This window comes from Arenibacter hampyeongensis (assembly GCF_002909255.1).
GTDB classification, from domain to species: domain Bacteria; phylum Bacteroidota; class Bacteroidia; order Flavobacteriales; family Flavobacteriaceae; genus Arenibacter; species Arenibacter hampyeongensis.
In genome coordinates this window covers 510,872-526,258 of the sequence record NZ_PIOB01000001.1, presented here as the reverse complement: position 1 = coordinate 526,258, position 15,387 = coordinate 510,872, and the positions used below count along the sequence as shown (strand labels likewise).

Sequence of the window (15,387 nt, the reverse complement as noted above, 5' to 3'; positions counted from 1 at the left end):
ATGAGTAAAATAAATAAGATATTTAAACTATTTCTCGTAGTTTGTCTACTGTCCGCTACTTCGTGCGACAATGACCTTACAGAAATTAACCAAAACCCCAACGGGGTAGATCCTAGCCAAGGCAATCCAAGTTTTCTATTAACGCAAGTGATGGTGAATACTGCTTTGGACGTGGGTAATAAAGGTTATAGTGGAGAACTATCTGCCTTTGTTCAATACACCCAAAAAGATGCTTGGGGTAACAACAATTACGATTGGGATGGCAATGGATGGAACACCTACTACGGCAACTTGCGTAGTGCTAAATTAGCATTACAACGGTCTCAGGAATTAGGTTATACCTTACATGAAGCTATTGCCAAAATATTAATGGCTCAGAACTTTGTTACTTTGGCAGATTACTATGGAGACGTACCTTATTCTGACGCCGTACAAGCTGACGAGGATGTTATTCTACCAAGATACGATTCTCAAGAAGCAGTTTATAAAGGGGCTATTGCTGATTTTGTGGCCGCTGCAGCTTCAATATCCAGCAATATGGGTAACCTAGAGGCCTTTGGTGCCAGCCAAGATATTTTCTTTGGAGGCGATGCTGAAAAATGGATGAAATATGCCAACTCATTGGCCCTGCGATATTACATGCGATTGTCAGAGAAAGACCCATCTTATGCGCAGGCTGGGGTAACAGCCACATTGGCGAAACCTTTGATCAGCAGTGTGGATGAGGAGTGTGCTTTGGCCTATACAGGTACATCTGATGGAACTGCTCAGCCAAGTAACAGCTCAACAGGAGGAGCATCTGCCTTCAATCGTGTTAAGCCTTGTACTACTTTTACTGATAGATTAAGGGAACTTAATGACCCAAGAGCCACCGTTTGGTTTGCACCTGTGGCAATTCCAATTAAAGTTGTAGCTGCCGCAGACGTTCCTGGGGGAGAAGATGATGTAGTTGTAGATGGAGTACGTTATATCAACGAAGAAACTCTTGCAGGTAATGGTTTAAAGATATATGACAAAACTACCTGGAAAGCCGATCGTTTGGCTGGATTAAGTTTAGTAGATACCAGTAGTACCTATGTGGGTATCCCAGTATCGTATCAAGGATCGGAGCCATATACGTATAACTTGAACCCTAACCCGGTACAAGGTGGAGGCAATGTACATGTTTCATTAATGAACGATCAGTTTAAAGACGCTAGTGGTGATTTCTTAAAAGCTAGGGTTCTGTCCTATGCAGAAGTTTGTTTCTTAAAAGCAGAGGCCGCTTTAAAAGGTTGGGGCTCTGATGCAGAAGGAAATTATAACAAAGGAGTACGAGCCTCCTTGGAAACATGGGGAATTGGTGGAGAATATGATAGTTATATAACTACCACTGACGTAGCGTATAATGGTACTTTGGCGCAAATCATGGAACAAAAATGGATTGCCAACTTTGCTACCGCTTCTGAATCCTATTTGGATTGGAGACGTACTGGCCTTCCAGATCTACAGACAGGACCTTTTGCCCTTTCGTCAGTAATCCCGGTTCGTTTTCAGTATCCTGATGAAGAAAGGAATATTAATGAAGATAATTACAATGCGGCATTATCTTCATTGGAAACCACCAGCCACACAAACGATGTGCCTGGAAAATTCGAAAACGACACTCCTTGGTCCAAACCTTGGATTGTACAAGGAGTAACTAAGCCTTGGTAAAAAAATTGAGTTTTTTATTTATTGAGTTTTGAGTTAGTTTTTAAAATGCCCTGGTTTACCAGGGCATTTTTTATTACACCCCGCCTAAAACGGATTAAGATAGTAGTTCCTTCCTCTCAACTTAGTCTTTTACCGGCACCAAATCGTAGGGTTAAAGCACATCATAAGGGATTCTCGCCAGAGGTAAATTATGGCATCTATACAGAGATTACAATTATAACAATTCACGTTGTAAAGAAGCATACCCCCTAAGTCAAGGACAGTTCACAATTGATTGAATTTGGACCCTTATACTGTACAGCTGTCTCCTTCTTTCTTCACCCCCAATTTAAATAAAATCTTCTCCATAAGGCACCATTGGGTAAAGGCGGATTGTAAAAGGTTGGCCCCTACAAAAAGGGTAAACCACAGCCAGTTTATATTTACGTACATAGCCAATACCACACTTATAATGATAAAAGCCCCGGCAATTGCCCTAATATATCTGTTGATCATAGTATTATTTTTTTAAGGTTATTAAATGAATTTTTCTATTGGAACCACTGCAGCCCTTATGGGATTATTGGTTTCCAAATTAGTATTGAACGATGAAATAAGTTCAAAAAGAATTTCAATATTTTCTTCCGTAGTAAAGGAAAAGAACATATTAGATTCTATACCCGCCTTTTCACTTGGGAACCAGTTTGATGACATTAGAACCGTCGCCGGATTCATATACCCATCAATTTCGGAACCACTAAAGCTCTCAATATTGGCTTTTTTAAAAAGTTGTAGCATTTCCTTTCCGTACTCCTCCACAACGGTTACTATAAGTAGTTTCATTACTTTAGTTTTTTAGTTTCATTTTTATGAATTGTACTTTAATACCCATTTCCAACATGGACTAAATTAATTTCCTAGAACGCTCCCTTCGACTCCGCTCAGGGACCTGCATAAGAATCTCATTTAACCTCTCAGTTACTTATAGTTCTTCCTTTCTATCATGTAATACACCAATGGAACCACAAGTAAAGTAAGCACTGTAGATACAATAGTACCGCCCATTAAGGATATGGCCAGCCCTTGAAAAATGGGATCGAACAGGATTACAAATGCCCCTATGACCACTGTACCTGCGGTTAATAAAATGGGGGTGGTCCTTACGGCTCCGGCTTCAATTACCGCTAACTTTAACGGTACCCCGTCTGCCAGCCGTATATTGATAAAATCGATCAATAACACCGAGTTCCGTACCATTATCCCTGCCAAGGCAATCATGCCGATGAAGGAAGTGGCGGTAAAAAAGGCATCCAGCATCCAATGGCCCAATACTATCCCGATCAGGGAAAGCGGTATGGCCACCATCATCACAATTGGCGCTTTAAAGTTCTGGAACCAACCCACAATCAAAATATAAATAATGAAAATTACCCCTAGGAAGGCCAATCCCAAATCCCGGAATACCTCCAAGGTAATCTGCCATTCCCCATCCCATTTTACGGTGTAATTATCCTCAAAGTCGGGTTGCTTTATGTAGAGTTCATCAATGGAATAACCTTTTGGCAAATTCATGGCCTTCAACTTATCGCTCATTCCCAATATGGCATAGACCGGACTTTCCAGTTCCCCTGCCATATCAGCCAGTACATAAACCACTCTTTTCTGGTTTTTTCTATAGATGCTCTTTGCCCTAGTGGTTTGCTCAATGCTTACCAAATCCGCTATAGGAACCATATTCCCATTGCCTTGTTCAGATTTCACCTTCAATTGGACAATGTCCTGAATGGTAGATTTTTCCTTTTCGTCCAAAGCCAATATCAACCCAATTTGATTGGAGGCATTTTCATCGTACAGATTGGTAACCGCCCTCTCCGAAAGGGCCATATTCATAGTTTGGGCAATTTGCGCGGGTGCCACCCCATAAAGCATTGCCTTTTCCTTGTCTATGATAAGCTCATATTCTACCTGGTCGGCTTCTACCATCCAATCCACGTCCACCACGTCAGGAGTGTTTTTCAAAATCTGCAGTACCTGGTTCGCAATATCGATCTGTGTATCGTAATCGGGGCCATATATTTCCCCAACAATGGTAGATAGCACCGGCGGTCCAGGTGGTACCTCAACAATCTTAACATTGGCATTAAACTTTTCCCCAATACGTTGAATCTCTGGACGTAATAAACTGGCTATATCATGGCTTTGGGCACTTCGGTCACCTTTGTCTATAAGGTTTACTTGAATATCGGCTGTATTGCTGCCACCACGCAAATCGTAATGACGGACCAGACCGTTGAAGGTTATCGGAGCCGATGTCCCCACATAACTTTGGTAGTTTACCACTTCGGGACGGGTATTTAAATACTGGGCAATCTCCCTAGCTACCACCCCCGTACGTTCTAAAGTAGTCCCCTCGGGCATGTCTATTACCACCTGAAATTCGTTTTTGTTGTCGAACGGCAACATTTTAACCGCTACCGATTTGGTAAAGAACATCCCAATGGACCCCAATAACAACAAAAATGTAATTCCTAAAAACAACCAACGTTTCTTCTTGTTCTCGATCAAAGGACTTTCAAACTTATGGTACATCCTATAGATAAAAGTTTCCTCCAAAGGTTTCTCTACCTTTTCCTCTCCTTTTTTATCCTTCTCCCTAAGAAATATATACCCTAAATAAGGCGTAATCGTCAAGGCCACAAAAAGGGACAACAACATGGCAATGGAAGCGCCAATTGGCATTGGCGACATATAAGGTCCCATTAGACCGGAAACAAAAGCCATGGGCAATACGGAAGCAATTACCGTAAAAGTGGCCAAAATAGTAGGGTTTCCCACTTCATTTATGGCATACAAGGCAGCCTGTTTAAACGGCAAGCGTTTCATTTTAAAATGCCGGTGCATGTTTTCCGCAATAATAATGGAGTCATCCACCACAATACCCGTTACAAAAACCAATGCAAATAAGGTGATACGGTTCAAGGTGTAGTCCAATAAATAATAGCTCAACAAGGTGAGGGCAAAGGTGATGGGTACAGAAAGAAACACCACCAATCCTCCACGCCACCCCATGGCCAACATTACAACAAAGGTTACCGCGATTATGGCACCAATCAGGTGCATCAATAATTCCGATACCTTATGGGAAGCTGTTTCCCCGTAGTTTCGGGTCACCTCCACATGCACATCATCCGGGATAAGATTCTTTTTTAAATGATCTACTTTCTCTAAAATAATATCCGAAATATTCATGGCGTCCGCCCCTTTGCGCTTGGCAATGGAAATGGTTACGGCAGGATATTCGGACTTATAGGTTTCCCCTTTTTCACTTCCCGTGCCAAAACCTAATGAAACGTATTCCTTGGGAATTTCGGGGCCATCCTGTATACTGGCAATTTGCTTCAAATAAATGGGACGGTTCTGTTGTACGCCTACCACCAAATTTTCCACATCGGTAGCAGTTTCCAGGAACTTACCTGTGGTTACCATAAATTCCGTATCGTTCTTATCAAAGGTACCTCCGCTAATTTGTTGGTTATTGGCCTGGATCATTTGGGCAACGGACAGAAAATCCAATCCGCTTTCCGCCAATTTATCCTTGTCCAACACCACCCTCAATTGACGATTTCGGCCACCAATTTTTTGGGTGGCGGACACATCGTTTATCTTTTCAATTTCATCCGTAAGTTCCTGCGAAATTTGCTTTAATTGGTAATCGTCGTAATTCTCGCTCCATAAGGTAAGTCCAAGCATGGGAACATCATCTATTGCCCTGGTTTTTATCAAAGGGAAAGTAACGCCTTGCGGCATTTCATCCATATGCTTATTGATCTCGTTCTGGAGTTTAACAAACGAACGCTCAATATCCTCTCCTACATAAAACTGCACTATAACCATTCCCTGTTCTTCCATGGAGGTAGAGTAGACATATTCCACTCCCTTAATATTGGAAATTAACTTTTCAAGGGGTTTGGTAACCCTGCTTTCCACTTCGGTAGGACTGGCCCCTGGGTAACCCACAAAGATATCGGCCATGGGCACATCTATCTGAGGCTCTTCCTCCCGTGGAATCAGGAACGAACTGTACACCCCAATGACCATGAATACAATCATTAAAAGGACCGTTAACTTGGAACCTATAAACGCTTTGGCAATCTTGCCTGCTAATCCTTCTTTCATCTTTTTCTTATTGTTTTTGTATTTGGGCGTTTCCTTCGCATGACAATCATATCGGCAAGGTCTTTTCTTATACCTACAAGGTTTTGAAAACCTTGCAGGATTAAAGACCTAGCGGGAACATCAGGCAGAAATGCTCAGGTCGGGGCTTTCCGTTTTTACTCCATCTCATTTTTAGCCTTAATCCGCTAAAAAATACTGGGGTAACCTCTGCAATCCCCGCCAACCGGCAGGCAGGCCTAACGCAAATCTGTTTTATCAATCTTCAATTATTGGATACTAATTCTGGCTCCATTGTACAACTTCCCCTCAGCAGATATTATGTAATCTTCCTCTGCGGAAAGTCCGGACAATACTTCAACACTATCGCCATAAGTCCTACCCAACCGCAACCAGCGCAAAAGTGCCGTATTGCTTTCGCTTACCGTATATACCCCGGATAACTGGCCATTGTGAACCACGGCATCCAAAGGAATAAGTACTTTATTGGTATTCTTCTTTTTTGCCGTTGGAAATTGCACAGTAGCATACATTCCGGAAAGCAAATTATACTCGGATTTGTCCAGCATTACCTTAACCATATATTGACCTCCTGTATTTTTAGCCGATGTACTCACTTCCACCACTTTTCCCTTTACAGATTCGTTAAGGGTCTTGATCAGGACAAGAACTTCTGAATCGGTCTTGATATGAAGGATTTCAGACTCGGGTATCATGGCCAATACTTGAAAATCTCCGGGACTTTCCACTTCCAATAAGGGCATTCCCGGATTTGCCATATCCCCAACCTTAATAAATTTATTGGTTACAACCCCATTAAAAGGGGCGCGTATATTGCTATATGAAAACTGCGCGTTTACCTCGTTCTTCATTTGTTTGGCTCCTTCCAAGCGCGCCTTGGCCATGTTATAGTTGGCTGTAATATCGTCCAGTTCCTTTTGGGAAGCACTGTTCTCCTTAAACAAGGCCGTAAACCTATTGTAATCCTTTTCGGCGTTGTTAAAAGCAGCGGTTGCTTCTGTAATACCCGCATTTACCTGAGCCAGTTTAGCAGATATATCGGCATTGTTTATGCTTATCAATAGCTGACCACTATTAACTTTATCCCCCACTTGAACATATATTTTATCTACATACCCCATCATTCGGGTACTGAGGTTGGCACTGTTCACCGCCTCTATTTTGCCGCTGGCGGAAAGGAACGTGCCCCCGCTCTGTTCAGAAACCGTATTCACTTTAACGACAACAGCGGGAGAATTATCCGGCATCGCCTTTTTGTCCTCGTTCCCACAACTGGAAATAGTTATGACTAGGGTAATGAGTGCTACTAGGTATAATTTTGTTTGCATGTTTTTCTTTTAATTTTTAGTGCTGGAAGCAAAACTTCCTTTTTATGGTTTCTTATATTGAATGCCTTAGGCGTATTATTCCTTGGTCAAGAACTTAACATAGGCCAAGGCATAGTTATAGTTAAAAATGGTAGTGTAATATTCCAATCTCTTTTGTGAGAATTGTGTTTCGGTATTTAATAGATCCGTCGTTTTTTCCAAGCCTTGTTTAAACCTGTTGGTTCTTATGCGAAGGGATTCTTTGGACTGTTGTAAGGCCAGGGAAGTAAGCTCCAAATTATTTTTGGCATCTTGTAACAACCGTATTGCCCTATTCAATTCTACTTGACTCTCAGCCTTATATTGATGTAGTTCCAATTTGGATTTTTCATATTCGGCCCTACTTTTTTGGACCTTTCCAAAACGTTTGCTGCCTTCAAAAATGTTCCATTTTAATTCTGCCCCGATCAAATATCCATTGGCCTTTCCCTGAAAAACTTGATCATCGTGCAATTCATAGGTTCCAAAGGCATTTAAGCTAGGAAGGAAACTCATTTTATCTGCCCTGTACATTTGTTGGTATGCCTCACTGGACAAGGACATGGCTTGTAAATCCTTTCTATTTTCCGGTAATCCTTCAGCATTCATATCACTGAACACAAAGGTCAAGGAGTCCGTTGGTTGTAAAAGGACATAGCTGTCATCATTCATTAAAACGGATAGATAATTGGAGACATTATGGACATTGCTCTTGGCGTATTGCAACTGATTCTCTATTTCGGTCACTCTAACTTCAACTGCTAGGATATCCGATTTTTGAAGATACCCCTGCTTAAAACTATTATCCGCCAAACGCTTATTTTCTAGGGCTGCCTTTTTTGCCTGTTCCAAAACCGTGACCGACTTATACGCCAATTGCAATTGCATATAGGTTTTCTCCACCTCCAAGTCCATATAGTCATTGGTCCTATCCGCTTTCAACTCTATGGCGTTTAATTTGGCTTTAGCCGCCTTACGTTGATAAATGCCATCCATATTCACCAAAGGCTGCTGCACTTGGATAAGGGTGGCATAATCCTCTATCTGACTGGGATTGTTCAATAAAAGAGGATTAAAATCGGCCTGGGTCAAAATTTCCTGGTTCAATTTAGAACCAAATGCCATCAGGGGGTTGGTAGTAGCTATAGCCGTATGGGATAGGCTTATATTGGGCAAAATCAACGCATTGGACTGATTGAAATCTCCCTTGGCGACCAACACATCCTGTTGGGACATTTTTATAGTATTGTTGTTTTCCCTCACTTTGGTCATCACTTCCTCTTTGCTGATCAACACCTTTTCCTGTGCGTGAACAAAGAACATGGTTCCCAAAAATGATAGTATATATATGATATTCTTCATGTTTCAATTTATTTAGGACAAAATTACGGGGAGAGAAAGGATTGCACAGTAACTAATGTTACCAACAAAAAAAGGTACTTCTGGGCGCGAAGTACCTTTTTGGATCTGTTGGATGATACTTATTTTTGACAAACCATTTCTTTGGAGTCCCAATTAGGCCAAGGACAGAAACCTTAACATCCTGAGCAATTATATTCACAAAACGGTATTGAAGTGAAGGTAAAATTGAAATAAGAAATCTTCTTATTGTTCCCCAAACCACCGACTGGGCTTTTGAGGTTTTTTTACCAGATTAAACTTTTTTATGGAATGGGTTTTAATATGATTGGCCATCTCTTCAACAGAATCTGTAACGAACAACAACTCCATATCTTTTGGGCTAATACTTTCATTCTTGGCCATAATCTGGATATGTTCACATAGTTCCTTGTGGTATTCGGACCCAAAAATGACCACTGGAAAATTTTGGATCATTTTCGTCTGTATCAGGGTAATGGATTCAAATAGCTCGTCCAATGTTCCCATACCCCCTGGCATGACCACAAAGGCATAGGAATATTTGATCAACATAAATTTTCTCACGAAAAAATACCTGATGTTGATCCATTTGTGCAAATAGGGATTAGGTTTTTGCTCAAAGGGCAATATTATATTGCAGCCTACGGAATAACCTCCGGCTTCGTATGCTCCTTTGTTGGCGGCTTCCATAATTCCAGGACCTCCCCCAGTCATAACAGTAAACCCCAAGTTGGCCAAGGCGGCTCCAACTTGTTCCGCCTTTAAGTAAAACGGATTGGTTTCATCAAATCTGGCCGAACCAAAAACCGTTACACATGGACCAATAAAGTGCATTTTCCTAAAAGCCCTGATAAAACTAGATTGTACCCGAAAAGTAAATAGCAGTTCCTTAAACCTAGAGAGCGGACCACTTAGAAAATGAAATTCTTCGGGCTGTAACCTATTGTTGTTATGGTTATTTTCCATCAGCTTATTTTTTTATAACTCATCACCGCCAAAGCATTCATGGCAATGGCAAATACCAATGTTTTTAAAACTTGTGGGTAAATATCGGAAAGTCCGGCACCTTTTAGCATGACCATTCTCATGACCTGTACAAAATATTTGATCGGGTTAAATTCCGTTAAAACCTGCGCCCATTGGGGCATACTTTCGATAGGAGTAAACAAACCACTCATCAAAATAAAAATAACCATGAAAAACCAAGCAATGAACATAGCTTGCTGTTGGGTATCCGTAAAATTGGAAATAAACAGACCCATACCCAGAATTACCAAAATATATATGGTAGTGTATAAATACATTAAACCTAGACTGCCCACAATTGGAATTTGGAACAATAGTTTGGAGATAATAAGGCCCACGGTCAACAATACCATGCCCAAAACCAAAAAAGGAAATAATTTTCCAATGATGAACTGGTGTTTTTTTATGGGGGTAACGTTTATTTGCTCCAGAGTACCAATTTCCTTCTCCCTAACAATGTTCATCCCAGATAGGAAAAGGGTAACCATGGTTACCAATAACACCAATATTCCAGGCACCATAAAAGTTTTATAATTTAGGGTTTCATTATACCAAAAGGAAGGAATGGTCTCAATATTTTGCAACTGCTTGCCCGAACTGTTAGTGAATAATAATTCTAGCTGTGCCTTTTTATTATATTGCTGGACAATCTGATTGATATATACATTTTCGACCCCGGCAGCAGCACCATCTATTGCATTGATTATAACGGACAGATCCGCTTTTTCATTTTTAAGCAGTTGCCTTTCAAAATAAGGTGGAATCTCTAAAATTACATCCACATTGCCCTTCAACATTGCCTTACTTGCCAGTTTTTCCGATGGAAAGTCGCCCATCACATTAAAATAAGAGGACGCTTCAAATTTTTCCACCAACTCCCTTGAACCGGAAGTCTTATCGTTATCAACAAAGGCAAGCTTTATATTTTTCACTTCAAAAGTGGCCGCATTGGATAAGATGATAAGTTGAATCAACGGCAAAACAAAAATAATAGGGAGCATTGCCTTATTTCTAAAGATCTGTTTAAATTCCTTTTGGATGATATAGCGGATGATGTTCATATTCTTTTTAGCATTAAGAATTGAGAAGTTAGTATTGAGATTAAGAAATTTAAAATGATTTTTAAAGCCTTAACTACCTGCCAAATTTCTTTCACTCCAATCTTATTTTATATTTTTTTACGCTCAAGCCAATAAAAAATATGGTCATCCCAATTAATATTAAGGTTTCTTTCCAAACATAAGCCAATCCCACTCCTTTGAGCATAATGCCTTTTAGGATCATTATAAACCATTTGGCAGGGATTATATTACTGATCATTTGCAAGGGCAAGGGCATACTGGAGATGGGAAAAATAAATCCCGATAGTAATATAACGGGGAGCATTAGCCCCATTAAAGAAATCATCATAGCTGCCTGTTGTGTGGAAGAAATAGTGGAAATCAAAATCCCGAGCGACAGGGCATTTACTATAAATAAGGTACTCTCCATCCCTAATAAAAACAGACTGCCCTGCACCGGCATTTTAAAAACAAAAATGCTCAAAAGAATAATAACCGTAGCATTTATAATGGAAAGTAAAATATATGGAACCACCTTGCCCACAATAACTTGAAATGGATTTAAAGGAGAAACCAATAAAATTTCCATGGTTCCCAACTCTTTCTCCTTGGTAATGGATATCGAGGTCATCATAGCAGATACCAACATCAATATTATAGTCATAACCCCTGGAACAAACATATAAACACTTTTTAATTCCGGATTAAATACCATTCTTGTTTTTGGTGCTATTTGGTAAGGTATGTTTAAACCTCTATTTAATTCCTGTTGGTATTTCTGTAAAATGGACCCTACATAATTGCTTATGGTATTCGCCGTATTGGGGTCCGTAGCATCGGTAAGAATTTGAACGGTGGCTTTTTTTTGGGTGACCAAATTTTTACTAAAATCCTTTTCAAAATTGAGTACTGCCTTTATTTTCCCTTTTTTAAAAGTAGATTCGATCTCATCTTCATGGCTTATAAACCCCTTAATACTAAAATATTTTGAAGCTGCTATTTTATTAATGATCTCCTTGGTATTAACATCTTTGGAATGATCTAAAATGGCGATATCCACATTATTGATCTCGTTGGTAATGGCAAAACCAAAAAGCATCACTTGTACAATGGGCATCCCAAAAAGGATAAACAACGAACGCCGGTCCCTTAAAATGTGGTAAAATTCCTTTGTGATGAATCCTATAAATCTCTTCATTTCATCATTATTATTCTATGTTCCTAGCTAATTTTAAGAATACCTTGTTCATGGAATCCACTTGAAACTGTCCTTTGAGGTTCTTTGGTGTGTCCAAAGCCTCAATTTTCCCCGCTACCATAATGGATACCCGATCACAATATTCGGCCTCGTCCATGTAGTGGGTGGTCACAAAAATGGTGACCCCTTTGCTGGCCTCCCTATATATCATTTCCCAAAATTGGCGTCTGGTAATGGGATCGACCCCTCCTGTTGGTTCATCCAAAAAAATAATTTTTGGATTATGTAGGAGTGCAACAGAAAAAGCTACTTTTTGTTTCCATCCCAAGGGAAGGGAACCTACTAGGGAATTAGCTTTATCATGCAGTCCCAACTCATTGATCAGGGTCTGGGATTTTTCTTTAATAGTGGATGAGCTCAATCCATATATACCACCAAAAAAGACGATGTTTTCCTTTATGGTTAAATCGTTATACAAGGAAAAGCGTTGGCTCATATACCCAATATTCCTTTTTACCTTTTCGGCATGTGTAAGCACATCATATCCAGCCACAGTGGCTTTGCCATGTGTAGGTTTGGAAATTCCGATCAACATTTTCATAGCGGTGGTCTTACCGGCTCCATTGGCTCCCAAAAACCCAAAGACCTCACCCCTACCCACCTCAAAAGAGATGTTTTTTACAGCGGTGAAGTCACCAAACATCTTGGTCAGATTCTCAACTTGTATCACATTTTCCTTTTTCATATTTCTTCTAAGGAGCTCTTAAGTTTTTAAAGCGATGTCGCCTATCTATTTACCAATTCATTTGCCCGCGATAGATCCATAAAGGTATCCTCAATGGTTGCCACGGTCTCCATAACCTCAATATCCCTGTGTTCTCGTTGTATTAAATATTTTTCCAAATCCTCAGCTACAAAGGATGCCGTCTTTGGTGTAAAATGCAGGTATTCCCCAAAAGGATATGCACTATGGGTTTCCGGGTAACTTCTTAAGTCCATAATTAATTGATAGATCTGGGAAGTACGCACCTTATAAATTTTCTTTGGAAATAAGGTCCTTATTGCCTCGGGTGTATTGATCTCGAGTATTTTCCCGTCACTGATCAGGGCAATCCTATCACAAAGCTCGGCTTCATCCATATACGGTGTAGATACTAAAATTGTAATGTCTTTTTGCTGTAACCGTTTTAACATCTCCCAAAATTCTTTCCGCGAAACAGGATCAACACCTGTGGTAGGCTCGTCCAGAAACAAGACCTTGGGCTTGTGGATCAAGGCACAGCAAAGCGCCAATTTTTGTTTCATCCCTCCCGATAACTTTCCAGCCCTACGATTTTTAAAAGGTTCTATTTGGACATATATATCCTTGATCAATTCATAGTTCTCCGCTATGGTCGTTCCAAATATAGTTGCGAAAAAGTTTAGATTCTCTTCAACGGTGAGGTCTTGGTACAAAGAAAACCTGCCCGGCATATAGCCCACGTGGTTCCTAATGTCCTTATAGTGTTTTAGTACATCATAGCCAGCTACTGAAGCACTTCCCTCATCCTGAATCAGCAATGTTGTCAATATTCTAAAAAGGGTCGTCTTTCCGGCACCGTCCGGCCCGATCAAACCAAACAGTTCCCCTGGTTTTACCTCAAAGGAAATATCGTCCAAAGCTTTTACTTTGTCGTACGATTTACTGATATTGTTTAGAATGATGCTCATTTTATTTACCGTTGAATAATAATTACTGTTATATCTTAATCAAAATAGGTGTAATAGCTTTTTAATTGCCCATTTATACTTTCCTTGATTTTTGCGGCCGTGTCCGTGTTATCAGTTTTTTGCAGTAGTTCAATCTTTTGGATCAATGGATGTAGAAAAACATGCAGATTATCGTGCGATGCTCCCGTCATGGTGCATTCCTTGACAATGCTATTTTTAACCTCGTTTAAAGCGTTTCCCAAGTTTCTGTAATCTTCCATGTACAGGGTTTTGGTTTCAGCCATAAGTTTGGACATGGCAGCAATCCCCATAGTGGTTTCCAAATTTGCCTGCCACTTAAGTCCGTTATTCATGGCCATTTCCTTTTCCCAATCTGCATTAAATTGTAATTCACTGCACGATGCAGTTTTAGTTATAATGGTTCCAGGGGACTTGGAATCCTCCTTCACCGCTTGTTTGCAACTTAAATAGCCTATGGATAGGATGGCAAAAAGGATGATTTTCGTTTTCATAGCTCACTTTTTGATATTGTTATGTACTGTTTTTGGATTTTTGATTAGGATCAAAAGGAGAATTGCTACCCATATACTCACCCTAAAAGACATTGCCTTGATACTTTCTACCGCTACGCTTTCGTTAAAAAAGTACAAATAGCCCAACACCAATAAGTGCAATATGAGGATGAGCATTATCATTATTTTAGACTTTCTATGTTGTTTACCTATTTGATAGGCTACCAAAATGGATATAATTCCAAGGGCCACGTTATAGACCACCAACCAGATCAATACCGTATAATCCACTGATCGTAGCCCTAAAAGTACCATGGATCCTGAGATTATGGATAGGATTCCTATCAAGATGGCTAGAATTGTCGCGATAATCAAAGTTATTTTCATTTGTCATTAGTATTTGTACCGATCCACATTTCAGCGGGCATCCCGATTTTTAAACTGCCATCATTTTTAACGCTTACCTTGACCGCATACACTAGGTTTACACGTTCTTCCTTAGTTTGAATAATTTTAGGGGTAAATTCGGCACTTTCAGAAATCCAGCTAATCTCGCCGGGGTATGATTTCATATCGTCACCAGCATCGATTTTTACACTTACTTCCTGTCCAATGTGCAGGTTTGCCAACTGGTTTTCACTGATATAGACCCTAAGTATCATATGTTCCAGATCCGCAATTTTAAACAAGGGTTTTCCAAAAGTGGTTATTTCGTGAGGTTCGGCATATTTCACCAAGACCGTACCCTTCAAAGGGTTTTGAACTATGCTTTTGTTTATCTGATCCTCTATTTGCCGTATCTGTATTTCTATACTTTTCACCTCATTAACTATAGGTGAATTTTGGGTTTCCACACTTTTAATCTGTTCTTTAATTATACCGATCTGCCCATTAATATCGTCCAATTGTTTGGTAGTTGCGGCATTTGCCTTTACTAGGTTCTCCACCCTAGATTTATCATTTTGGGCCACTTTTAATTGTTCCTTAAGAACTTCGCGTTGTGATAACACGTTTCTGGATTTTGAGAAAATAGTGTTTTTTGAAGCCAATAGTTGGTCTCGCTTTAAGGAGAGTTGAACGGTGTCTATAGCCCCAACCACCTTATTTTGGTCAAGCAGACTTCCTTCTTCAGCATCCAAGAATAGAATTTTGCCATTGGCCTCAGCAGAAATGGTAATTTCGGTAGCCTCAAAATTACCATAACCATCGGCCTTATCCCCATTGCCGGTACAGGACCCCAAAAGAATTACTAACTGGCTTATCAGTATAATTTGCAGATTTTTCAT

14 protein-coding genes are annotated in these 15,387 nt (G+C 40.1%); 1 reads left to right on the top strand and 13 read right to left on the bottom strand.

The annotated features are described in order from the left end of the window. Complete coding sequence (locus tag CWD91_RS02100) at positions 1–1,695, top strand: SusD/RagB family nutrient-binding outer membrane lipoprotein (protein WP_103439282.1); 1,695 nt, start codon at positions 1–3, stop codon at positions 1,693–1,695. Between the two features lie 288 nt (positions 1,696–1,983). Here CWD91_RS02100 and CWD91_RS02095 read toward each other — a convergent pair whose 3' ends face one another. From CWD91_RS02095 to CWD91_RS02035, 13 genes are all read right to left on the bottom strand, one after another. Then, positions 1,984–2,190: a YgaP family membrane protein gene (locus CWD91_RS02095; RefSeq protein WP_103439281.1), complete on the bottom strand. Its 207-nt coding sequence runs from the start codon at positions 2,188–2,190 to the stop codon at positions 1,984–1,986. A gap of 21 nt (positions 2,191–2,211) precedes the next feature. Continuing rightward, entirely contained in the window at positions 2,212–2,517 is a 306-nt protein-coding gene (locus CWD91_RS02090; protein ID WP_103439280.1) for a hypothetical protein, read from the bottom strand. A 135-nt stretch (positions 2,518–2,652) separates the two neighbouring features. Beyond that, positions 2,653–5,850, bottom strand: coding sequence for an efflux RND transporter permease subunit (locus CWD91_RS02085; protein ID WP_103439279.1), 3,198 nt, complete (start codon positions 5,848–5,850; stop codon positions 2,653–2,655). A gap of 266 nt (positions 5,851–6,116) precedes the next feature. After that, entirely contained in the window at positions 6,117–7,196 is a 1,080-nt protein-coding gene (locus CWD91_RS02080; protein ID WP_103439278.1) for an efflux RND transporter periplasmic adaptor subunit, read from the bottom strand. A 75-nt stretch (positions 7,197–7,271) separates the two neighbouring features. Then, a complete protein-coding gene (locus CWD91_RS02075; RefSeq protein WP_103439277.1) occupies positions 7,272–8,576 on the bottom strand; it encodes a TolC family protein in 1,305 nt (434 codons plus the stop codon). Between the two features lie 243 nt (positions 8,577–8,819). Continuing rightward, entirely contained in the window at positions 8,820–9,560 is a 741-nt protein-coding gene (locus tag CWD91_RS02070) for an LOG family protein (protein ID WP_103439276.1), read from the bottom strand. Next, positions 9,560–10,681 carry an ABC transporter permease gene (locus CWD91_RS02065; protein WP_103439275.1) on the bottom strand — a complete coding sequence of 374 codons (1,122 nt, stop codon included), beginning with the start codon at positions 10,679–10,681 and terminating at the stop codon, positions 9,560–9,562. The genes CWD91_RS02070 and CWD91_RS02065 overlap by 1 nt, the downstream gene beginning before the upstream one ends. Before the next feature lie 91 nt (positions 10,682–10,772). Continuing rightward, complete coding sequence (locus tag CWD91_RS02060; protein ID WP_103439274.1) at positions 10,773–11,879, bottom strand: ABC transporter permease; 1,107 nt, start codon at positions 11,877–11,879, stop codon at positions 10,773–10,775. Positions 11,880–11,889: 10 nt separating this feature from the next. Further along, positions 11,890–12,624, bottom strand: a complete 735-nt coding sequence (locus tag CWD91_RS02055; RefSeq protein WP_103439273.1) for an ABC transporter ATP-binding protein — start codon at positions 12,622–12,624, stop codon at positions 11,890–11,892. 41 nt (positions 12,625–12,665) lie between these two features. Beyond that, a complete protein-coding gene (locus tag CWD91_RS02050) occupies positions 12,666–13,589 on the bottom strand; it encodes an ABC transporter ATP-binding protein (protein WP_103439272.1) in 924 nt (307 codons plus the stop codon). 35 nt (positions 13,590–13,624) lie between these two features. Then, entirely contained in the window at positions 13,625–14,101 is a 477-nt protein-coding gene (locus CWD91_RS02045) for a hypothetical protein (RefSeq protein WP_103439271.1), read from the bottom strand. A gap of 3 nt (positions 14,102–14,104) precedes the next feature. Then, positions 14,105–14,488, bottom strand: a complete 384-nt coding sequence (locus tag CWD91_RS02040; protein WP_103439270.1) for a hypothetical protein — start codon at positions 14,486–14,488, stop codon at positions 14,105–14,107. After that, positions 14,485–15,387, bottom strand: a complete 903-nt coding sequence (locus CWD91_RS02035; RefSeq protein WP_103439865.1) for an HlyD family secretion protein — start codon at positions 15,385–15,387, stop codon at positions 14,485–14,487. The genes CWD91_RS02040 and CWD91_RS02035 overlap by 4 nt, the downstream gene beginning before the upstream one ends.